Origin of the sequence: Pseudomonas sp. 25 R 14 (assembly GCF_900004755.1) — a bacterium.
Lineage (GTDB): Bacteria > Pseudomonadota > Gammaproteobacteria > Pseudomonadales > Pseudomonadaceae > Aquipseudomonas > Aquipseudomonas brenneri.
This window is the reverse complement of the sequence record NZ_CVTS01000065.1, coordinates 381,823-402,890: the sequence shown is the minus strand read 5'-3', so window position 1 is coordinate 402,890 and position 21,068 is coordinate 381,823. Positions and strand designations below refer to the sequence as shown.

General features: G+C 60.9%; 14 protein-coding genes. 7 read left to right on the top strand and 7 right to left on the bottom strand.

Annotation, left to right across the window (positions count from 1 at the left end; translation table 11 throughout):
- The first annotated feature begins 259 nt into the window (after positions 1–259).
- From ptsP to BFQ03_RS25045, 4 genes are all read left to right on the top strand, one after another.
- A complete protein-coding gene (ptsP, locus tag BFQ03_RS25060; RefSeq protein ID WP_065944229.1) occupies positions 260–3,118 on the top strand; it encodes a phosphoenolpyruvate--protein phosphotransferase in 2,859 nt (952 codons plus the stop codon).
- On the top strand, positions 3,119–4,060 hold the full coding sequence (pfkB, locus tag BFQ03_RS25055; RefSeq protein ID WP_065944228.1) for a 1-phosphofructokinase: 942 nt from the start codon (positions 3,119–3,121) through the stop codon (positions 4,058–4,060).
- Positions 4,061–4,071: 11 nt separating this feature from the next.
- Positions 4,072–5,778, top strand: coding sequence for a PTS fructose-like transporter subunit IIB (locus BFQ03_RS25050; RefSeq protein WP_065944227.1), 1,707 nt, complete (start codon positions 4,072–4,074; stop codon positions 5,776–5,778).
- A 77-nt stretch (positions 5,779–5,855) separates the two neighbouring features.
- On the top strand, positions 5,856–7,397 hold the full coding sequence (locus tag BFQ03_RS25045) for an alkaline phosphatase D family protein (protein WP_032861935.1): 1,542 nt from the start codon (positions 5,856–5,858) through the stop codon (positions 7,395–7,397).
- Positions 7,398–7,448: 51 nt separating this feature from the next.
- Here the strand turns inward: BFQ03_RS25045 and BFQ03_RS25040 are convergent, their stop codons facing one another.
- Positions 7,449–9,974 carry a PepSY domain-containing protein gene (locus BFQ03_RS25040; protein WP_083204912.1) on the bottom strand — a complete coding sequence of 842 codons (2,526 nt, stop codon included), beginning with the start codon at positions 9,972–9,974 and terminating at the stop codon, positions 7,449–7,451.
- A gap of 136 nt (positions 9,975–10,110) precedes the next feature.
- Positions 10,111–12,399 carry a TonB-dependent receptor gene (locus BFQ03_RS25035; RefSeq protein ID WP_065944225.1) on the bottom strand — a complete coding sequence of 763 codons (2,289 nt, stop codon included), beginning with the start codon at positions 12,397–12,399 and terminating at the stop codon, positions 10,111–10,113.
- Positions 12,400–12,616: 217 nt separating this feature from the next.
- Between BFQ03_RS25035 and BFQ03_RS25030 the strand changes: the two genes are divergently transcribed.
- The 3 genes from BFQ03_RS25030 to BFQ03_RS25020 all read left to right on the top strand — a co-directional run bounded on the left by BFQ03_RS25030 (position 12,617) and on the right by BFQ03_RS25020 (position 15,738).
- On the top strand, positions 12,617–13,297 hold the full coding sequence (locus BFQ03_RS25030; RefSeq protein WP_032861939.1) for a Fe2+-dependent dioxygenase: 681 nt from the start codon (positions 12,617–12,619) through the stop codon (positions 13,295–13,297).
- Positions 13,298–13,299: 2 nt separating this feature from the next.
- A complete protein-coding gene (locus tag BFQ03_RS25025) occupies positions 13,300–14,055 on the top strand; it encodes a tetratricopeptide repeat protein (RefSeq protein ID WP_065944224.1) in 756 nt (251 codons plus the stop codon).
- A gap of 204 nt (positions 14,056–14,259) precedes the next feature.
- Positions 14,260–15,738 (top strand): M10 family metallopeptidase C-terminal domain-containing protein, encoded by a 1,479-nt coding sequence (locus BFQ03_RS25020; RefSeq protein WP_065944223.1) that lies wholly within the window; start codon positions 14,260–14,262, stop codon positions 15,736–15,738.
- 48 nt (positions 15,739–15,786) lie between these two features.
- Here the strand turns inward: BFQ03_RS25020 and BFQ03_RS25015 are convergent, their stop codons facing one another.
- The 5 genes from BFQ03_RS25015 to BFQ03_RS24995 all read right to left on the bottom strand — a co-directional run bounded on the left by BFQ03_RS25015 (position 15,787) and on the right by BFQ03_RS24995 (position 20,874).
- Positions 15,787–16,950, bottom strand: coding sequence for a type III PLP-dependent enzyme (locus BFQ03_RS25015; RefSeq protein ID WP_032861941.1), 1,164 nt, complete (start codon positions 16,948–16,950; stop codon positions 15,787–15,789).
- Between the two features lie 473 nt (positions 16,951–17,423).
- Positions 17,424–18,581 carry an osmoprotectant ABC transporter ATP-binding protein OsmV gene (locus BFQ03_RS25010; RefSeq protein ID WP_032860144.1) on the bottom strand — a complete coding sequence of 386 codons (1,158 nt, stop codon included), beginning with the start codon at positions 18,579–18,581 and terminating at the stop codon, positions 17,424–17,426.
- Positions 18,578–19,231, bottom strand: a complete 654-nt coding sequence (locus BFQ03_RS25005; protein WP_027604864.1) for an ABC transporter permease — start codon at positions 19,229–19,231, stop codon at positions 18,578–18,580. The genes BFQ03_RS25010 and BFQ03_RS25005 overlap by 4 nt, the downstream gene beginning before the upstream one ends.
- Before the next feature lie 12 nt (positions 19,232–19,243).
- Positions 19,244–20,137, bottom strand: coding sequence for a glycine betaine ABC transporter substrate-binding protein (locus tag BFQ03_RS25000; protein WP_032860143.1), 894 nt, complete (start codon positions 20,135–20,137; stop codon positions 19,244–19,246).
- A 20-nt stretch (positions 20,138–20,157) separates the two neighbouring features.
- The gene (locus BFQ03_RS24995) at positions 20,158–20,874 is read right to left on the bottom strand and encodes an ABC transporter permease (protein ID WP_065944222.1); all 717 of its coding nucleotides are present in this window, start codon (positions 20,872–20,874) and stop codon (positions 20,158–20,160) included.
- Positions 20,875–21,068: the final 194 nt, after the last annotated feature.

The following is a 21,068-nucleotide window of genomic DNA, read 5'->3' as shown; positions in this document are numbered from 1 at the left end:
GCTTGCCCCGACATTTTGTCCAATCGTAACCGATTCCTGCACACGACCATTGTCGCAACTCAAGTGCCGAGTGGTGCTTCAAGGATGCAGAATTACTCAGTAATCTGCCATAAATTCTAGATTAAACGTTTCAGCAGGCGTATTTTTACGATGATCGCTGCTGAGTGCCTACTGCCAATTGACCACTCAGTCAGTTATTTTTGCACGGTTTAATCAAAACAATACCTAGTGCGCACACCGCACTAACTAGGAGAAAGGCATGCTTGAGCTCACCGTAGAGCAGATATCCATGGGCCAGGTGGCTGTGGATAAGTCTGCTGCCTTGCAACTACTCGCCGAAAAACTGGTGGCCGATGGCTTGGTTGCCGAAGGTTACCTGAGCGGCCTGCAAGCCCGTGAAGCGCAAGGCTCGACCTTCCTCGGCCAAGGTATTGCGATCCCCCATGGCACCCCCGAAACCCGCGATCAGGTGTTCGCCACCGGCGTGCGCCTGTTGCAGTTTCCCCAAGGTGTGGATTGGGGCGATGGCCAGATCGTCTACCTGGCGATTGGCATTGCCGCCAAATCCGACGAGCACCTGCGCCTGCTGCAACTGCTGACCCGTGCCCTTGGCGAAACCGACCTGGGCCAGGCGCTGTGCCGCGCCACCTCGGCCGAGGCCTTGCTCAAGCTGTTGCAAGGTGCGCCGCAGGAACTGGCGCTGGATGCCCAGATGATTGGCCTGGGCGTATCCGCCGACGATTTTGAAGAACTGGTGTGGCGCGGCGCTCGCCTGCTGCGCCAGGCCGACTGTGTGAGCAATGGCTTCGCCGCCGTGCTACAGCAAGTCGATGCCCTGCCCCTGGGCGATGGCCTGTGGTGGTTGCACAGCGAACAAACGGTCAAGCGTCCGGGCCTGGCCTTTGTCACCCCGGACAAACCCATGCGCTACCTGGGCCAACCGTTGAGCGGCCTGTTTTGCCTGGCCAGCCTCGGCGAAGCTCATCAGGCATTGCTTGAGCGCTTGTGCGCCTTGCTGATTGAAGGGCGCGGCCAGGAACTGGGGCGGGCCACCAGCAGCCGAGCGGTCCTCGAAGTGCTGGGTGGCGAACTGCCTGTCGACTGGCCCAGCGCGCGCATCGCCCTGGCCAACGCCCACGGCCTGCATGCGCGGCCGGCCAAGGTCCTGGCGCAACTGGCCAAGCAGTTCGACGGTGAAATCCGCGTGCGGATCGTGGACGGGCAGGGCGGCGCGGTGTCGGTCAAGAGCCTGAGCAAGTTGCTCAGCCTTGGCGCCCGACGCGGTCAGGTGCTGGAATTTGTCGCCGAACCCGGTAGTGCCGACGACGCATTACCCGCGCTATTGGCGGCGGTGCAAGCCGGCCTGGGCGAAGAGGTCGAGCCGCTGCCAGCCGTCAGTGCCCGGCTGGACGTGGTCGAGAGCGAGCCGCCACTGCGCGCGCCAGCTTCCGGCAGCCTGATCCAGGCCATCGCCGCCGCGCCTGGGATCGCCATCGGCCCGGCCCATATCCAAGTGTTGCAGCCGTTTGACTATCCACTGCGCGGCGAGTCGACCAGCGCCGAGCGCGAGCGTTTGTCCGCGGCATTGCGCGATGTGCGCGGCGATATCCAGGGTTTGATCGAACGTAGCAAATCCAAGGCGATCCGCGAGATTTTCATCACCCATCAGGAAATGCTCGACGACCCGGAACTGACCGACGAAGTCGACACCCGGCTCAAGCAAGGCGAAAGCGCGCAAGCGGCGTGGATGAGTGTGATCGAAGCCGCCGCCAGGCAACAGGAGTCCTTGCAGGACGCATTACTCGCCGAACGCGCTGCCGACCTGCGCGACATTGGCCGTCGGGTGCTGGCACAACTGTGTGGTGTGCAAACCCCACAAGAGCCGGACGAACCCTACATTCTGGTCATGGATGAAGTCGGCCCTTCGGACGTTGCCCGGCTGGATCCGGCGCGGGTCGCCGGGATCCTCACCGCACGCGGCGGCGCTACCGCCCACAGCGCTATCGTTGCCCGTGCCTTGGGGATCCCGGCGCTGGTCGGCGCGGGTCCCGCGGTGCTGCTGCTGGCCTCGGGCACGCCGCTGTTGCTCGACGGCCAACGCGGGCGCCTGCATGTGGATGCCGATGCTGCGACCTTGCAGCGCGCCACCCAAGAGCGTGATACCCGCGAACAGCGCCTGCAGGCTGCCGCCGCGCAACGCCATGAACCGGCCTTGACCCGCGACGGGCATGGGGTCGAAGTATTCGCCAATATCGGCGAAAGCGCAGGGGTGGCGGCCGCTGTCGAGCAGGGTGCCGAAGGCATTGGCCTGCTGCGTACCGAACTGATTTTCATGGCCCATTCGCAAGCGCCGGATGAAGCCACCCAGGAAGCCGAATACCGCCATGTGCTCGATGGCCTGGGCGGCCGGCCGCTGGTGGTGCGCACCCTGGATGTCGGCGGGGACAAACCGCTGCCTTACTGGCCGATTGCCAAGGAAGAAAACCCATTCCTCGGCGTGCGCGGCATTCGCCTGACCCTGCAACGCCCGCAGATCATGGAGGCGCAACTGCGCGCGCTGCTGCGCTCGGCGGACAGCCGGCCGTTGCGCATCATGTTCCCCATGGTCGGCAGCGTTGATGAATGGCGTGCGGCCCGCGACATGACCGAGCGCCTGCGCCTGGAAATCCCGGTGGCGGACTTGCAATTGGGCATCATGATCGAGGTGCCCTCCGCCGCGTTGCTGGCGCCGGTGCTGGCCAAGGAAGTGGACTTCTTCAGCATCGGTACCAACGACCTGACCCAGTACACCCTGGCTATCGACCGTGGCCACCCAACCTTGTCGGCCCAGGCTGACGGCCTGCACCCGGCGGTGCTGCAACTGATCGACATCACGGTGCGTGCGGCCCATGCCCATGGCAAATGGGTCGGTGTGTGCGGCGAGTTGGCGGCGGATCCGCTGGCGGTGCCGGTGCTGGTGGGCCTGGGTGTGGATGAGTTGAGTGTGTCGGCCCGCAGTATTCCTGAAGTGAAGGCGCGGGTGCGTGAATTCAGTCTGAGCGAGGCCCGGAGCCTGGCGCAACAAGCACTGGCGCTGGGTTCCCCGGCCCAAGTGCGTGCCCTTGTGGAGGCCGTGTAAATGGCGAAGATTCTGACCCTGACGCTGAACCCGGCGTTGGACCTGACGGTCCGTTTGGCGTGCCTGGAACCGGGCGCGGTCAACCGCAGCGAAACCCTGCTCACCCATGCCGCGGGCAAGGGCGTGAATGTGGCGCAGGTGTTGGCTGATTTGGGCCATAACGTGAGCGTGGGTGGATTTCTCGGCGCGCAAAACCCCCAGGCTTTCGAGGCCCTGATCGCCAGCCGAGGGTTTGGCGATGCATTTATTCGTGTGCCGGGCGAAACCCGCAGCAATATCAAGATTGCCGAGCAGGATGGCCGGGTCACCGACATCAACGCACCGGGGCCGCAGGTGAGTGAGCAGGCACAAGAACAATTGCTCAAGCTGATCGCGGTGATCGGTCCTGAGTTCGATGCAGTGGTGGTCGCCGGCAGTTTGCCGCGGGGCGTCAGCCCGCAGTGGTTTCAGGGTTTGCTGGAGACGCTCAAGGACCTTGGTTTGAAAGTCGCCCTGGACACCAGTGGCCAAGCGTTGCGCGCTGGCTTGAAGGCCGCGCCGTGGTTGATCAAGCCCAACACTGAAGAACTCGCCGATGCGCTCGACTGCCCCACGCAGACCGTCGCCCAACAAGCCCTGGCGGCTGAGCGTTTGCACGCCCAAGGCGTGGAGCATGTGGTGGTGTCCCACGGGGCCGACGGCGTGAACTGGTTCAGCCGGAGCGCAGCGTTGCACGCCACACCACCCAAGGTCAGCGTCGCCAGTACCGTGGGCGCCGGCGACTCCTTGCTGGCGGGCATGCTGCACGGCCTGCTCAGCGGCGAAGCGCCCGAGCAGACCCTGCGCCGCGCCACCGCGATAGCCGCCATGGCGGTCACGCAGATCGGTTTCGGCATCAGCGACGACGCGCAACTGGCGCGCCTTGAAAGCGGCGTCGCTGTGCGCCCGCTGACAGAACAATAAGAGGGTTTGTGATGAAGTTAGCCATTGTTACCGCCTGCCCCAACGGCATGGTCACCAGTGTGCTGTGCGCCCGTTTGCTGGACGCCGCCGCGCAGCGCCAGGGCTGGAGCACCAGTGTCGAAGTGGTGGATGTAAACCACCCCGAACGCGCACTGTCCCAGGCCACTCTCGACGCGGCCGAATGGGTGTTGCTGGTCGCCAGCACGCCGGTGGACATGCAGCGCTTTGTCGGCAAACGCGTGTACCAGAGCACCCCGGCCCAGGCGTTGCAGGACGTTGAAGCGGTGCTGCAACGGGGCGCGCAAGAGGCCCAGTTGTACGTTGCCAGCGCTGCAGTGCCGACGGCAAAAAACGCACCGCGCATCGTTGCTATCACGGCCTGTCCAACGGGCGTGGCCCACACCTTTATGGCCGCCGAAGCGTTGCAGCAGGCCGCCAAGGCCAAGGGTTTTGACTTGCAGGTGGAAACCCAGGGCTCGGTGGGCGCGCGTACGCCTTTGAGCGAACAAGCCATTCGCGACGCCGACGTGGTGCTGCTGGCGGCCGATATCGAAGTCGCCACCGAGCGCTTTGCCGGCAAGAAAATCTATCGTTGTGGCACCGGCATTGCGCTCAAGCAGTCTGCCGCGATCCTCGATAAAGCCCTGGCCGAGGCCCGGCAGGAAAGCGCCGCCAGTGGCGCGACAGCCAAGCCGGAGAAAACCGGGGTCTACAAACACCTGCTGACCGGGGTGTCGTTCATGTTGCCGATGGTGGTGGCGGGCGGGCTGCTAATCGCCCTGTCGTTTGTCTTCGGCATCCACGCTTTCGAAGAGCCAGGCACTCTGGCGGCGGCCCTGAAGACCGTCGGCGACCATGCCTTCACCCTGATGGTGCCGCTACTTGCGGGTTACATCGCCTACTCGATTGCCGACCGTCCGGGGCTCGCGCCGGGGATGATCGGCGGTCTGTTGGCCAGTACCCTGGGCGCAGGTTTTATTGGTGGGATCTTCGCCGGTTTCCTCGCCGGCTACAGCGTCAAGCTGATCACCCGTGCGGTGCCGTTGCCGCAGAGCCTGGAGTCGCTCAAGCCGATCCTGATCATCCCGTTGCTGGCGAGCCTGGTCACTGGCCTGGCGATGATCTACCTGATCGGCCCGCCCGTGGCGCAGATGCTGGTGGGCCTGACGGATTTTCTCAGCACCATGGGCACCACCAATGCGGTGCTGTTGGGCATCCTGTTGGGCGGGATGATGTGCGCCGACCTTGGCGGGCCGATCAACAAGGCGGCCTACGCCTTTTCTGTTGGCCTGCTGGCCTCCCAGAGCGGCGCGCCGATGGCCGCCACCATGGCGGCAGGCATGGTGCCGCCGATTGGCATGGCCATCGCCACGTTCCTGGCCCGGCGCAAGTTTGCCCAGACCGAGCGCGAAGCCGGCAAGGCCGCGCTGATCCTGGGCATGTGCTTTATCTCCGAAGGCGCCATCCCGTTTGCGGCCAAGGACCCGCTGCGCGTGATCCCGGCCAGCATCGCCGGTGGCGCATTGACCGGCGCCTTGTCGATGTACTTCGGCTGCAAGTTGATGGCGCCTCACGGCGGGCTGTTTGTGATGCTGATCCCGAACACGATCAATCATGCGCTGCTGTATCTGTTGGCGATCGTCGCGGGTAGCCTACTCACCGGGTTGGTGTATGCCGTGATCAAGCGTCCGGAGGCGGCAGAACTGGCACTCGCCTGACCCTGTAGGCGCGGCATGTCATCTGCGCTTCATCCGCCCATGCTTTAGTTTCCCTTTTGATGCTTGGAGGGAAGCCCATGAGCCACTTTAACCTCGGCCGTCGCCGTGTGATCCAGGGTGTCGGCGCCGGCCTGTTGCTGCCGGGGCTGGCACCGGCAGTGATAGCTTCGGTCAAGGACCGGCCGCTGTTGACCGATGGCGTGCAGTCCGGCGACTTGCTGGGTGACCGCGCAATGATCTGGAGCCGCTGCGACCGACCGGCGCGCATGGTGGTCGAGTGGGACACCCGCAGTGTATTCAGCAACCCACGCAGGTTCGTCTCGCCCTTGGCCGACAGCCGCAGCGATTTCACCGCCCGCGTCGAGTTGACCGGTTTGCCAGCCGACCAGGCGATCTTCTATCGCGTACAGTTCGAGGACGCCCAGACGGGCGTCGCCAGCGAGCCCTGGTTCGGTCACCTGCGCAGCGTGCCGCAACAACGGCGCGATATCCGCTTTGTGTGGAGCGGCGATACCGTCGGCCAAGGCTTCGGGATCAACCCGGATATTGGCGGGATGCGCATCTACGAAGCCATGCGCCTGCGCCTGCCGGATTTTTTTATCCACAGTGGCGATACCATCTACGCTGACGGCCCGGTGCCGGCCCAAGTGACCACCGAAGGCGGGCGCATCTGGCGCAATCTCACCACCGAGGCCAAGAGCAAAGTGGCCGAAACCCTGGATGAATACCGTGGCAACTATCGCTACAACCTGATGGATGAGAACGTGCGTCGCTTCAATGCGCAGGTGCCGCAGATCTGGCAATGGGACGATCACGAAGTGGTCAACAACTGGTCGCCCGGCAAGCAACTGGACGAGCGTTACCAGACCAAGGACATCACCGCCCTGGTGGGCCGTGCACGCCAGGCCTGGCTGGAATACGCACCGATGCGTTTGCAGAGTGCCGACCAGGGCGGACGTATCTACCGCAAGCTCAGCTACGGGCCGTTGCTGGATGTGTTCGTGCTGGATATGCGCAGCTATCGCGGGGCCAACGATGACAACCTGGGCGGGGCAAAACCGTTTCTTGGGCGAGCGCAACTGGACTGGCTCAAGGGTGAACTCAAGGCGTCGAAGGCGCAGTGGAAGGTGATCGCCGCCGACATGCCCATCGGCCTTGGCGTGCCCGACGGTGAGGTCAGCCCCGGTGTGCCACGCTGGGAAGCGGTGGCCAACGGCGACCCGGGCCCGGCCCAGGGACGCGAGTTGGAAATTGCCGAACTGCTGGGCTTTTTACGTGCGCAACAGGTGCGCAACTATGTGTGGCTGACTGCCGATGTGCATTACTGCGCGGCGCATCACTACCACCCGGATCGGGCGGCGTTCCAGGATTTCGAGCCGTTCTGGGAGTTCGTCGCGGGGCCGTTGAATGCGGGGAGCTTTGGGCCCAACCCGCTGGATAAAACCTTCGGCCCGCAGGTGGTGTTTGAAAAGGCCCCGCCGGCGCAAAACACTTCGCCGTTTGCCGGGTTTCAGTTTTTTGGGGAGGTGCAGATCGATGGGCAGACGACAGAGTTGACGGTCACGTTGCGCGACCTGGATGGCGTCTCGGTATTCGAACAAAAACTCCAACCGAGCTGATAAAACCTGTGGGAGCGGGCTTGCTCGCTCCCACAGGTTGATGGGTGTAGGTCAGTAGACATCCCGGCGATAGCGGCCCTGTTCGATCAGCCGTTCTACGGCCTCACTTCCCAGGATATCAACCAAGGCCTGATCGACCCCAGTCGCCATGCCCTGCAAACTCCCGCAGACATAAATCACCGCGCCATCGGCCAGCCATTTGCGCAGCACATCGGCGGATTCGCGCAGGCGATCCTGGACGTAGATCTTCTCTGCCTGATCCCGCGAAAACGCCAGGTCCAGCAACGCCAGGTCGCCACTGGCCAGCCAGCCTTGCAGCTCGTCCTGGCAGTGGTAGTCATGGGCGATGTTGCGTTCGCCAAACAACAACCAGTTACGCTGTTGGCCGTCGGTAATCCTGGCTTTGAGCAAGCTGCGCAAACCAGCCAGGCCGGTGCCGTTGCCCAGCAAAATCATCGGCACCGGGTCAGTTGGCAGGTGGAAGCCGCTGTTACGCCGTACGCGCAGGCTGATCGCCGAGCCCAGTGGTGCGTGCTCGGTCAGCCAGCCCGATGCCAGGCCCAGGCTGCCGTCGGTATGACGCTCCTGGCGCACGATCAACTGCAGCACACCATCGCTGGCAATCGAGGCGATGGAGTATTCGCGCATGGCCAACGGCACCAGTGCATCCACCAGGGAACGCGCATGCAGGCCGACCAGATGTACGCGATTGTCCGGCAGCTGACGGCCGGCAAGCACCTGCTCCAGGGGGTGCGCCAAGCCATCGATCAGTACTTCGTCGGTGCCGACAATGCCCAGGCCATCGAGGAAATGTTCGACGGCCCACGGGCAATTGCGCGGCATGACTTCCACCAGGTCGCCGGCCAGCCAGTCACGCGGGGCGGGCGGGTTGAGCCCCAGCAGGTAGACACCCGAGCCGCTGCTGTCCGGGTTGAGCAGGGTGCGCTGGCTCAAGGTCCAGTTTTCGTAACTGGCGCTGGCCCAGGCGGCTGCCGGTGCGTGGCCGGTGATCTGGCCCAGTTGTTGTTGCCAGTGCCGCAAGGCGTCCTCGTCGCCGCTGTCGACTTCAACCGGGGCAAACAAGGCGTTGCCGCCCTGGTTGGTCAGCCAGAAGTGCAGGCGCCGGGCAAAGCCGCAGAAGTGTTCATATTGACGATCGCCCAGGGCCAGCACCGAGTAGTTCAGGCCCTTGAGACTGAGGTCGCTGCCCAGCACGCTGCGTTCGAAGCCGCGCGCGCTGTCGGGTGCTTCGCCATCGCCGAAGGTGCTGACTACAAACAGTGCATGGTCTGATTGGCGCAAATCATCTTCGTTGACGCTACCCAGGGATTGCACCTTCACCGGCAACCCGGCGGCCTGCAATTGGCCGGCGGTCTGCCAGGCCAGTTGTTCGGCAAAGCCGCTCTGGCTGGCGAAACCGATCAGCCACGCGGGTGCATCACTGCGGTTGCTGCCCAGGCTTTTGCGGGCATCGCGCACCTGGCGCTTTTTGCGGCGGCGGTCGAGGTACAGCAGCCAGCCGGTAATAAAGAACAACGGCATGCACAGCGAAGTGACGGTGAGGATGATCCGCCCCACCAGGCCGAAATAACTGCCGACATGCAGCGCGTAGATGCTGGTCAGCAATTGCGCCTTGAGGCTTTTGTCGCCATAGCGCTCAACGCTTTTGACTACGCCGGTGGCCGGGTCCAGGTTGATCTGGTTCAGCGCACGGTCATGGGGAGAGCTCTGCAACAGGTAGTAGACCGTGGCCGGTTGCCCAGCCACGGGCGGCATACGAATGTTGTAGGCGCTCAAGTCCGGGCCGGCGGTGCTGTAGATGCTGCTCCAGATGGCGTCGTAGTTGGCGACGGGGGCTGGCCCCGCAGGCGCTGGGCCACGGTTGCGCACCCGCTCGTTTTGCGGGGCATCGGACAATAACCGGGTCAGGCCCTTGCTGTACCACTCATAGGACCAGTACAGGCCGGTGAGCGCGGCCAACAGATAAAACAGCAAGCACCAGGTGCCGAACACCGAGTGCAGGTCCCAGTTGAAACTGCGGCCTTTCTTGCGCCAGTCCAGGGTCAGCCAGGCACGCCAGCTCGCCACCTGGCGCGGCCAGCGCAGGTACAGGCCGGAGAGGCAGAAAAAAATCAGGATCAGCGTACAGGCACCGGTGATTTGCCGGCCGGTGTCACCGATGGCCAGGAAGCGGTGCAGTTGCAGCATCAGGCCGAAAAAATCCTGGCCGACGGCATCGCCCAGGTAGTCACCGGTGTACGGGTCGAAGTAGCGCATCTGGCCCCGGCGCTCGCCCGGTGGCGGGGTGAAGAAGACCCGTGCGGCGTTGCCGCTTTCGCTTTCCACCCACAGCATGGACACGGCCTTGCCTTCGGTGGCTTCGAGCTTGCGCACCAGTTCCGCCGGTGGGAGCACGCCGGCCGGTTGCTTTTGCACGGTCAGCACCGTCGGGTTGAGTGCCCGCAGGATCTCATCCTGGAACGAGTACGCAGCCCCGGTGATCCCCATCAAGGCCAACACCAGCCCGGCGGTAATGCCGAAAAACCAGTGCAACTGAAATAGGGTTTTCTTCAACACGTCGGACGGCCTCGCTGAGCTGGATATGAATTTTACGGCGCGCATTATGCCGTGAGTTGTCGAGAAAGATTCTTTTTTACATACGAAAGCCCCGGGCATCCGATGCACGGGGCTTTTGCATGAAACGTCCAGCCGCTTAGAAGTGGAAGCTGGTGGTCAACAGCGCCGTACGACCGGCTGCCTGGTTGGCGAAGTGCGCGCCGTAGGCCTTGTCGTAGTAGGTTTTGTCGGTCAGGTTCTGCACGTTCAACTGCAGGTCGACGTTCTTGGTCAGCTTGTAACTGGCCATGGCGTCGTAGCGGGTGTAGGACGGCACGTAGACGGTGTTGCCCGCGTCGCCGTAGACGTCGTCGACATAGAACGCGCCGCCGCCGACAGTCAGCTTCGAGGTGATGTCATACGTTGTCCACAGGCTGAAGGCGTTCTTCGGCGTGTTGGGCATTTCGTTGCCTTTGTTGGAACCGGCAGTGACGACGCCCTGACGGTTGCCGTTTTTGCCCGGGTCTACCAGCTCGCTTTTCAGGTAGCTGTAGCCGGCGAACACTTGCCACTGCTCGGTGAGCTTGCCGCTGGCCGACAACTCCAGGCCATCGACGCGGGACTCGCCAGCGTTCTCATAGGTGTTGGAGTTCACCAGGATGCGCGCGTTTTTCTTCTCGGTACGGAACACCGCAGCGGTCAGGGACAGGCGGTCGTGGAACAGGTCCCACTTGGTGCCTAGCTCGTAGTTGACGGTTTCTTCTGGTTTCAGGTCGCTGGTGTTGATGCCGGTTGGGATTGCGTTGGAGTCGACGCCTTCACCCACCAGGCCGCCAGCAGGCGAGGCCGACGTGGCATAGGAGGTGTAGATGCTACCGTTTTCCATTGGCTTCCAGACCAGGCCGGCCTGCCAGTTGAAGAACTGGCTGTCGTCCTTGAGCTTGGTGCGGCCGGTGGCTGCGTTGCTATTGGCCTCGGTGTCGAAGGTGTCGTAGCGCAGGCCGACGTTTAGCAGCCATTGCGGGTCGAGTTCGATGGTGTCGAATACATAGGCGGCGCGGCTGGTGGCCTTGGTGTTGGTACCCAGGTAGTTGCGGGCGACGCTGCCGGTCCAGGCATCGTCCGGGTTCGGGTTGCTCAACGAGGTGCATTGGCCGCCCTTGCCGCCACCGGCCACGGTGCAAACCGGGTTGCTATTGGGGCTGACGGTATAACCGCTGACGCGGGTTTCTTCTCCGGTAAATTCCAGGCCGGTGGAGTAGCTGTGCTTGAAGCCCAGGGCCTGGAAATTGCCAAACAGATCGGTCTGGTTGGTGGTGGTCGTGGTGGTGGACACGCGGCTGTTGGCCCGACGCCACACGGTACCGAACTGGTTGACGTTGTGCTGGCTGTCATCCGGCTGAGTGAGCACGTAGTCCTGGCCGGTGCTGCCGTGGCGCAGGGTGTTCTTGATCGTCATGTTGTCGTTCAGGTCGTGCTCGATGGAGAACGTACTGATGTCGGCGCGGGTCTTGCGGAAGTCACGATCCTTGAGGCCGTAGAAGTTGCTGCTGTCGCCGCCGTCGGTGGGTTTGTCATGCACGTGGGCAGCGTTTGCAGCGCTGCTGCTGTAGCTGTAGGGAATCCCCGAATCCGGCAGGTCGTTGCTTTCCATGTGGTAGTAGCTGAGGTTGACGCGGGTCGGGGTGCCCAGGCCAAAGGTCAGCGACGGTGCCACGCCCCAGCGGTCGTAATTGACCGCGTCGCGACCGGCCACGTTCTGTTCGTGGCTCATCAGGTTCAGGCGGAATGCGGCGGTGTCGAGGAACTGGCGGTTGACGTCGAGGGCATAGCGGCGGGTCTGGTCCGAACCGTAGGTAAAGCCGCCGTTGAGGAAGTCCCGCGCTTGTGGGGTCTTGCTCACCAGGTTGAGGCTGCCACCGGCCGAGCCACGGCCACCGAACGAAGAGTTCGGGCCCTTGCTGACTTCAATGGACTCGATATCGAAAATTTCCCGGCTCTGGCCACCGGTGTCGCGCACGCCGTCCAGGTAGGTGTCGCCCTGGGCATCGAAACCGCGGATAAATGGACGGTCGCCCTGGGGGTTGCCGCCTTCACCGGCACCAAAGGTAATGCCTGGCACTGTGCGTAAGGCGTCTTGCAGCGAGGTCGCGGCGGTGTCCTTGAGTACCTGCGCCGGCACCACGGTGACGGAGCGCGGGGTGTCGACCAGTGGTGCAGTGTATTTCTGCGAAGAGGCTTTTTCGGTCTGGTACGACGTTGCGTCCTGTTCCTGGCCGGTGATGCTGGTGGCACCGAGGGAAATGCTGTTGCGCTCGCCTTTTTGTTCGGTCTCTTCGGCCGCTTGAGCCATATGGGCTACGGAGCTGGCGCTGATGGCCACGCCAATGGCCGAAGCCAGCAGGCGCGGTGAACTGATCGGTGCTTTTGTAATTGTGCGCGACATGAAATTCCTTACCCCAAGGATGTGAAGGTCGCGAAATATATTGTAATCAATTATGTATAGCAATTGAGATGCGTTGCTATTTGCACTGCATTTACAAAATTTACACTTGGGAAATTACGGTTTTTATTGGCTCATGCGTCTGCTCGTCCGATCAGGGTTTTACACAGTCAATAAGAATCAATACCATTGACGTCCCTCTGCTCTCAGGTAACGCCTCATGCTGCTGCATATTCCCGGCCTGTTCTCTCGCGAAGAGGTCCTGCGCATTCGTGAAGCCCTGGAACAGGCGGACTGGGCTGACGGCAAGATCACCGCCGGGCATCAGTCGGCCAAGGCCAAGCACAATCTGCAATTGCCCGAAGGCCATCCACTGGCCAAGGAAATCGGCGCAGCCATGCTCGATCGCCTGTGGCAAAACCCGCAATTCATGTCGGCAGCACTGCCGCACAAAGTTTTCCCGCCGCTGCTCAATTGCTACACCGCCGGTGGCAGCTTCGACTTTCATATCGACAACGCCGTGCGCCAGCCCAAGGGCAGCCCGGAGCGGGTGCGCACCGATCTGTCCTCCACGCTGTTTTTCAGCGATCCGGACGAGTACGACGGCGGTGAACTGGAGATCCAGGACACCTTCGGCCTGCAGCGGGTCAAGTTGCCAGCCGGTGACATGGTGCTGTATCCAGGCTCCAGCCTGCACAAAGTCAACGCCGTGACCCGTGGCACACGCTATGCCTCGTTTTTCTGGACCCAGAGCCTGGTGCGTGAAGACAGCCAGCGCACCTTGCTGTTTGAAATGGACGGTGCGATCCAGCAATTGACCCGTGACGTACCGGATCACCCGGCGCTGATCCAGCTCACCGGCACTTATCACAACCTGTTGCGTCGCTGGGTCGAGGTCTGAGCATGGTTTTTCACCTGCGCCGCGAAGAAACCCTCGACGGTGAACAACTGCGGGCCATGCTCGAAGAGTCCCCGGCCCGTGCGGCTCAGGCGATCCTGATGGCGGCGAAGGAGGGCGTGCTCGACGCCCAGGCGCTGCTGGGGCAAATCCTTTTGGACGGGCGTGGTATCGCGCGCGATGAGGCGCTGGCGTTGCGCTTGTTCCGGATCGCTGCACGGGGCGGCCACCGGATGGCACGCAATATGGTGGGGCGCTGCCTGGAGCATGGCTGGGGTTGCCCCGCCGATGCGGTGGCCGCCGCCGGGGAATACCGCCTGGCCGCAGAAGCCGGGTTGGATTGGGGCTTGTACAACTACGCCAACCTGCTGGCCACTGGGCGCGGCGTGACGTTAGACCAACAGCAGGCATTGGCCTGTTATCGCCAGGCTGCCGAACTGGGGCATGCCAAGTCGATGAACCTGCTGGGGCGTTACCTGGAGCAAGGGCAGTTCTGCGCCCAGGACGTGTCCGCAGCGCTTGATTGGTATCGCCGCTCGGCGGAGGGTGGGGACTTTCGCGGGCAGTTTAGTTATGCGGCGGTGCTGGCAGATCAAGGCCAGGTCGAGGTTGCGCTGGAGTGGTTGCGCAAGGCGCTGGAGGGCGGGAACCTGAAGTTTTTGCGGCTGGCAACCAAGGTGCTAGCGCAAGTGGAACACCCACAGATTCGAGCGTTGTCTGAGGCCTATCGTTTGCGAGCCCTTGAGTTGGTTTGCGAGTAAAGCGTCACGGGTGCTTGTGATGCGTCTTAAGGGAATGGGGTTGTAAAGACTACAGATGGAGCCGATGGTTCTGATGTTTCATGCAGATGCAGCTTATAAGTTCCTGGGTAGATGCGTGGCAAAGTTGTGCCTCTTTTCCACAAATCGTGGGGACGGTGCTTTCTAGAAAAACACGGTTTCTACTGAGCCTCAGGAGTTTTCATTATGCTAATCAATCAGGCACCTGATCGTACGGGATATGAGGAAGTTCAACGGATTCTTGAAAACGATAAGCGTGGAGTTACAAAAAAGTCTGCAGATGATGAGCCGTCACTGACCAGCGCGCAGGTTGCAGACCGGCTTAACCGAAGCGATAAGCGCTGGGTTGATAGCAATCATAATGGCAGGATTGAGCTCACCTATGAGTTTTCCACAGCCGAGCCAAACGAGTTCGAAAAACTTAAGAGTGACACAGCTGCAGCCAAGCTCGAAAAAATCGTACCGATGAGTCTCAGGCAGAAGGAATATGTCAGGGCGGCGCAACAAGAGTATGCCGATGTTGCCAATGTAACGTTCACCGAAAAAACGGGGGGCGGTGGTGAGGGGCATCTGACCCACAGAGGGTATAGCGCTGGCGACCAAGCCACCTCTGTTCGCGGGTTTGCTTACTATCCGGACCCGAAGGATCCAGTGCACCAAGGAAGTCTCTGGATGCGCAATCTGGACCAGACGAGCAAATTCGGGAACTGGGCCGATGATGATAAAAGCACACATGGGGACAATTATTGGCGTTCTACCCTGATTCATGAACTGGGACATAGCCTTGGTCTGGAGCATTCGGGGAGTGATGAGAATGAAAAAACGCAAATTCCAGATTATGCGGAAAATTGGGATAATTACACGGTAATGAGCTACAACACGCCATTGCTGAGTGATGCCGAAGATACTGTGATGCCAGTCAGTCTGATGATGGATGATATGCAGGCAGTTCAATCAAAATATGGTGCCAATTACTCCACACGCAAAGGCGATACAACCTACGGTTTCAACTCCAATACTGACCGTGATCACTACAGCCTGAAAACTGCCGAAGATAAACCGTTGTTCGCCGTGTGGGATGGCGACGGCTGGGATACCCTCGATTTCTCTGGGTTCAGTCAAGCGCAGACGATAAACCTCAACGCGGGTTCTTTTTCTTCGGTCGGTGGATTGAGGAATAACGTCGGAATTGCCAATGGTGTGACGATCGAAGAAGCCAGGGGCGGCAAAGGCAAGAACACGCTGATTGGCAATGATGCCTTCAATGTTCTTCGAGGCGGCCCCGATAGCGATATCCTGTATGGCGGCAGTGGTGGAGCGCAGATGTGGGGGGGGAAGGGCGGGAATACCTTTGTTTTTGATACTACGTCCAGTGGTAAGCCGAACTGGGTAATGGATTTTACCAGCGGCAAGGACAAACTCGACTTTTCAGGATTGCGCCAGCAATTAGGCCCGCTGAAATTTTGCTCCAAGTTGCCTCTTGATCACAGTAAACCGCAAGACCCGCTTAATCCGACGTATATTTCCAAGCCTGGTGATGTGCTCGTGAGCTACGACCGTGAGTTTCAGCGAACGCTTTTTAGGGTCGATACCAAGGGGGATGGCAGGATGGACATGTACATTGATGTCCAGGGGAAAGTTGCTCGCAAAGATATCGTCGTATAAAGATGTAAAAGCCCATGACATGTCATGGGCTTTTTATTTGCAATGCGCTTACACGTAGAAGGATTTCAGCGGTGGGAAGCCGTTGAATTCAACTGCGCTGTAGCTGGTGGTGTACGCACCGGTCGATAGCCAGTACAGGCGATCACCAATGGCCAGGTTCAGCGGCAGGCCATACTTGTAGTTTTCGTACATGATATCGGCGCTGTCGCAGGTAGGACCGGCGATGACCACTTCTTCCATCTCGCCTTTTTTCTCGGTCCAGATCGGGAACTTGATGGCTTCGTCCATGGTTTCGATCAGGCCGGAGAACTTGCCCACATCCGTGTACACCCAACGCTCGACGGCGGTGCGCGATTTACGTGCAACCAGCACCACTTCACTGACCAGGATCCCGGCGTTGGCGATCAACGAACGGCCTGGCTCCAGGATGATTTCCGGCAGTTCATCACCGAAGTCTTCCTTGAGGAAGCGGATGATTTCCTCGGCATAGGTTTCCAGGCTGTTGGTGCGGGTGATGTAGTTGGCCGGGAAGCCGCCGCCCATGTTGATCAGCTTGAGGTGGATGCCGTCTTCTTCTTTCAAACGCTCGAAAATCACCTTGACCTTGGCAATAGCCGCGTCCCACACGCTGATATCACGCTGCTGGGAACCGACGTGGAACGAGATGCCGTAGGGCACCAGGCCCAGGTCGCGCGCGAGGATCAGCAGGTCCATGGCCATGTCGGTCTGGCAGCCGAATTTGCGCGACAAAGGCCAGTCAGCCGTGGTCGAGCCTTCGGTGAGGATGCGCACATAGACTTTCGAACCCGGCGCGGCCTTGGCGATATTGCGCAGGTCGGCTTCGGAGTCAGTGGAGAACAGGCGCACACCCTTCTCGTAGAAGTAGCGGATGTCCTTGGACTTTTTGATGGTGTTGCCGTAGCTGATACGGTCGGCGCTGACACCACGGTCCATGACCTTGTCCAGCTCGTAGATCGAGGCGATGTCGAAGCTCGAACCCTTGTCTTTCAACAGGTCGATGATCTCGACGGCAGGGTTGGCCTTGACGGCGTAGTACACCTTGGCGAATTCGAAACCGGCGCGCAGGTCATCGTAGGCCTGGCTGATCATCGCGGTGTCGATCACCACGAACGGGGTTTCTTGCTTGTCGGCGAACGCCTTCATTTTGTCAAACGTGGCGCGCGCGAAATAGTCTTCGACGTTGATCGACATGCTGGGAACTCCTAAGGGCAAACTAAATTGATCAATGGGTGCAAATGAACGTCCTCCGTATCCCCACTTTGGTTCGCCTACTTCCCAAGGCATGTCGCCGAAAGCAAAAAGGCCATGGGATAAGCTTCCCTTGGCCTTGCTGTCTCGTCGTCAGTACTTGAGCCGGATGGATCGTTTCCAGCATGGACGTTCGGCGCGAACTTTAGGGCGTGAGGAGCTTGAGATCAACTAAAAATGTCGCGTTTGTGCACGCGTTCGTCGCGAGGCGCAGTGCAGCTACTTATGTAACCGACCGGTGTGACGGATTGATGTTCCCCAAAGAAGAGGAATCAGGCTATTTCCTGACACCCAGCAGAACTAAATGTGGGAGCGGGCTTGCTCGCGAAGGCGGTGGTTCAGCACCCTATTCAGTGGCTGACACGCCGTCTTCGCGAGCAAGCCCGCTCCCACAGTTTTGACCGAGTGGTGTCAGGTCAGGCCTGGGCGGTTTCTGCGGGCGACACAATACTGGTCTTGCCCCCACGGGACTTGCCGGAGCTCAGGTACTCGGCAATAGACTCCTGGGTCACTTCCCCCAAAAACACCCGCTCGGCATCCATCACCGGCAGCCACGAACGGTTGAACTCGTACATCCGTGACAGCAGGATGCGCAAGTGCTCGTCAAACGCCGCCGTGGCGTTGAATTCGCGCAGGTACTGGGCGCAGGTGCCGGTCTGACGATGCAGGTCGCGACGTCGCACATACCCCAGCGCCTTGTTCTCGGCGCAAGTGACCACCACATAGCGCCGGTCATGCTCGTCCATCAACTCCAGGGCATCGGCTACCGGGGTTTCCGGGCTGACCGACGGGGCGTTGTCCGCCGCGTCTTCGGCCTTGACCAGCAGCAGGCGCTTGAGGGTGCTGTCCTGGCCGACAAAGTTGCTGACAAATTCGTCGGCAGGATGGGCCAGCAGAGTGTCCGGGTGGTCGATCTGCAACAGCTTGCCGGCGCGGAAGATTGCGATCTTGTCGCCGAGCTTGATCGCCTCGTCGATGTCATGGCTGACCATGATCACGGTCTTGTTCAGCGCACGCTGCATCTCGAAGAACTCGTTCTGGATCATCTCGCGGTTGATCGGGTCGACCGCGCCGAACGGTTCGTCCATCAACAGCAGCGGCGCATCGGCCGCCAGGGCGCGGATCACGCCGATCCGTTGCTGCTGGCCGCCGGACAACTCGCGCGGGTAGCGGTGCAGATACTGCTTGGGTTCGAGCTTGATCATGCTCATCAATTCGCGGGCGCGGTCATGGCATTTCTGCTTGTCCCAGCCCAGCAGCTTGGGCACCACCACGATGTTTTCCTCGATGGTCATGTTGGGGAACAGGCCGATCTGCTGGATCACATAGCCGATGTTGCGGCGCAGGGTCACTTCATCGAGGTCGGTGGTGTCTTCGCCGTTGATCAGGATCTTGCCCGAGGTCGGGCGGATCAGGCGGTTGATCATCTTCAGCGTGGTGCTCTTGCCGCAACCCGATGGGCCGAGGAACACACAAATTTCGCCTTCGTTGACGGTCAGGCTCACATCGTTAACGGCAGTAATGGTCTTGCCGTTGCTTTGGAAGGTCTTGGACAGGTTTTGAAGTTCGATCATTTGAGCAATCCTTTTGGAGTCAGCGAGCGTTGCAGCCATTGCAGAAGCAGGTCGGCGAAGATGGCCAGGAGACTGACCAGCACGGCGCCAACGATCAGCATCGACATGTCGCTGCGGCTGATGGAAGCCAGAATAAGTACACCCAGGCCACCGGCGCCGATGGTGGCGGCAATGGTCATCACACCGATATTCATCACCACGGCAGTGCGCACGCCGGCGAGGATCACCGGCACCGCGATGGGCAACTCGACCATGCGCAGGCGCTGGCCGAAGGTCATGCCGATGCCTTTGGCGGCTTCGCGAATCCCAGGCTCCACGCCGGTCAGGGCCAGGTAGGTGTTACGCATGATCGGCAACAGCGAGTAGAGGAACACAGCGGTGATCGCCGGCATCGGCCCCAGGCCCTGGCCGAACTTGGAGTAGAACGGCAGCAGCAGGCCGAACAGGGCGATGGACGGCACGGTCAGCAACACCGTGGCACTGGCCTGCAACGGGCCAGCGAGGGTCGGGAAACGGGTCATCAGCACGCCCAGGGGCACGCCGACGACAATTGCGAGGATCACGGCGATACCGACCAGGGTGATGTGCTGCCAGGTCAGGTGCAGGACTTGGGCCCAATCAAGATGGGAAAAGGCGTTCAAAAATTCCATGTCTTCTCCTCTTTAGTTGAGTGGGTGCTGGCGCAGGAAATCAGCGGCAACTGCGGACGGGCTTTCATGGTCGACGTCGACCCGCGCGTTCAACTGGCGCATGGTTTCATCGTCGAACAGCGCCGCCAGTGGCTTGAGCTCGGCGGCCAGTTGCGGGTGGGCATCCAGATAAACCTGACGCACCACGGGCGCGGCGGTGTAGTCCGGGAAGTAATGCAGGTCATCTTCCAGCAGCTTCAACTTGAAGGCGTTGAGGCGCCCGTCAGTGGTGTACACCAACCCTGCAAACACCTGGCCGTTACGCAGCGCGGTGTAGACCAGGCCGGCGTCCATCTGGCGCGTGTTTTCGCGGGTCAGGTTCATCTCATACAGCTTGACCATGCCGGCCATGCCGTCGGAACGGTTGGCGAACTCGGTGTCCAGAGCCACCAGGCGGTGCTCCTTGGTGTCCTCTCGCATGGCGTTGTTCAGGTCGCTGATCGTATTGATCTGCGGGTGCTCGGCGGCCACTTTTTCTGGCAGTGCCAGGGCGTAGGTGTTGCTGAACTTCGATGGCGAGAGCCAGACCAGGCCTTTTTTCGCGTCGAGTTCTTTGACCCGTGCGTAGGACTGTTCGCTGTCGAGTTTTTCGTCCACATGGTTGTAGGCCACCAGGGACACGCCGGTGTATTCCCAGATCAGGTCCAGTTGCCCGCTTTCCTGGGCACTGCGCGCCAGGTTGCTGCCCAGGCCACCGGTCACGCGGGTGTCGTAACCCTTGGTGCGCAGATACTGGGAGGTGATTTCCGCGAGCAGGGTCTGCTCGGTGAACACTCGGGCGCCGATGCGGATCACCGGTTTTTCAGCGGCTTGCGCAATGCCTGCAAACAGCAGGACGCAGCCTAATATCAAGCTTATTTTTTTCATGTCGATTCCTTTACCCAGCCTTAAGACGCACGCACTCCGCGTTCCAGCCAGAGGCGGCTGGCCATGGTCACCAGGCCGTCAAGCAGCAAGGCCAGCAGCGCGGTACACGCGGCGCCGAGCAGTAATTGCGGCTGATTGTTCAGGGTGATGCCGGGGAAGATCAGGCTGCCCAGGCTGTTGGCACCAATCAGGAACGCCAGCGGTGCGGTGCCGACGTTGATCGCCAGGGCCACACGCACGCCACCGATGATGATCGGCACGGCGTTGGGCAGTTCGACGCGAAACAACACCTGGCGCGGGGTCATGCCGATGCCGACGGCCGCTTCCTTCAGGGAGCCCTGCACGTTTTTCAGGCCTTCATAGGTGTTGCGCACGATTGGCAGCAAGGAGGCGAGGAACAGGGCGAAGATCGCAGGGCCCATGCCGATGCCGAGGACGCCGAGGGCGATGGCCAGTACGGCCAGGGGAGGGACGGTGTTGCCGATGTTGAAGATCTGCATGAAACGTTCTGCGCGCCCGACCATATTCGGTCGGCTGAGCAGGATACCGGCGGGAATCCCTACAACGAGGGCGGCCAGCATGGAGACTAGAACGAGGATCAGGTGTGCTTGCAGGTAAAACAACAAATCGTCGCGGTACATCTCGATCGTGTTGATGCCGATCCAGTGGATCAGCAGGGCCAGGAGAGCGACGACAACCGCTCCTCCTATCAGCCCTTTGCCATAGCGAATAGCCACAGGCGGACTCCTTTATTTCAGTCGGCGAGCACATTCCCGTGTGGCATTGCCATTCCTGGCTGCCGGTCAATGTGGTCGCGAAAAGCAGCTCGCCAATGCCGGCAATACGGCGTTTGGTCGAACCATGAGCGCAGCCCCGTCAGGCTAACTTGCTGATATTTCAGCCTCTGTTACCAATGCGATAACAGGGGAGT

Bases quoted from the DNA above. Each gene is read 5' to 3' on its own strand.
- ptsP (WP_065944229.1), top strand. From the start codon at position 260: ATGCTTGAGCTCACCGTAGAGCAGATATCCATGGGCCAGGTGGCTGTG.
- pfkB (WP_065944228.1), top strand. From the start codon at position 3,119: ATGGCGAAGATTCTGACCCTGACGCTGAACCCGGCGTTGGACCTGACG.
- BFQ03_RS25050 (WP_065944227.1), top strand. From the start codon at position 4,072: ATGAAGTTAGCCATTGTTACCGCCTGCCCCAACGGCATGGTCACCAGT.
- BFQ03_RS25045 (WP_032861935.1), top strand. From the start codon at position 5,856: ATGAGCCACTTTAACCTCGGCCGTCGCCGTGTGATCCAGGGTGTCGGC.
- BFQ03_RS25035 (WP_065944225.1), bottom strand. From the start codon at position 12,399: ATGTCGCGCACAATTACAAAAGCACCGATCAGTTCACCGCGCCTGCTG.
- BFQ03_RS25030 (WP_032861939.1), top strand. From the start codon at position 12,617: ATGCTGCTGCATATTCCCGGCCTGTTCTCTCGCGAAGAGGTCCTGCGC.
- BFQ03_RS25025 (WP_065944224.1), top strand. From the start codon at position 13,300: ATGGTTTTTCACCTGCGCCGCGAAGAAACCCTCGACGGTGAACAACTG.
- BFQ03_RS25020 (WP_065944223.1), top strand. From the start codon at position 14,260: ATGCTAATCAATCAGGCACCTGATCGTACGGGATATGAGGAAGTTCAA.
- BFQ03_RS25015 (WP_032861941.1), bottom strand. From the start codon at position 16,950: ATGTCGATCAACGTCGAAGACTATTTCGCGCGCGCCACGTTTGACAAA.
- BFQ03_RS25010 (WP_032860144.1), bottom strand. From the start codon at position 18,581: ATGATCGAACTTCAAAACCTGTCCAAGACCTTCCAAAGCAACGGCAAG.
- BFQ03_RS25005 (WP_027604864.1), bottom strand. From the start codon at position 19,231: ATGGAATTTTTGAACGCCTTTTCCCATCTTGATTGGGCCCAAGTCCTG.
- BFQ03_RS25000 (WP_032860143.1), bottom strand. From the start codon at position 20,137: ATGAAAAAAATAAGCTTGATATTAGGCTGCGTCCTGCTGTTTGCAGGC.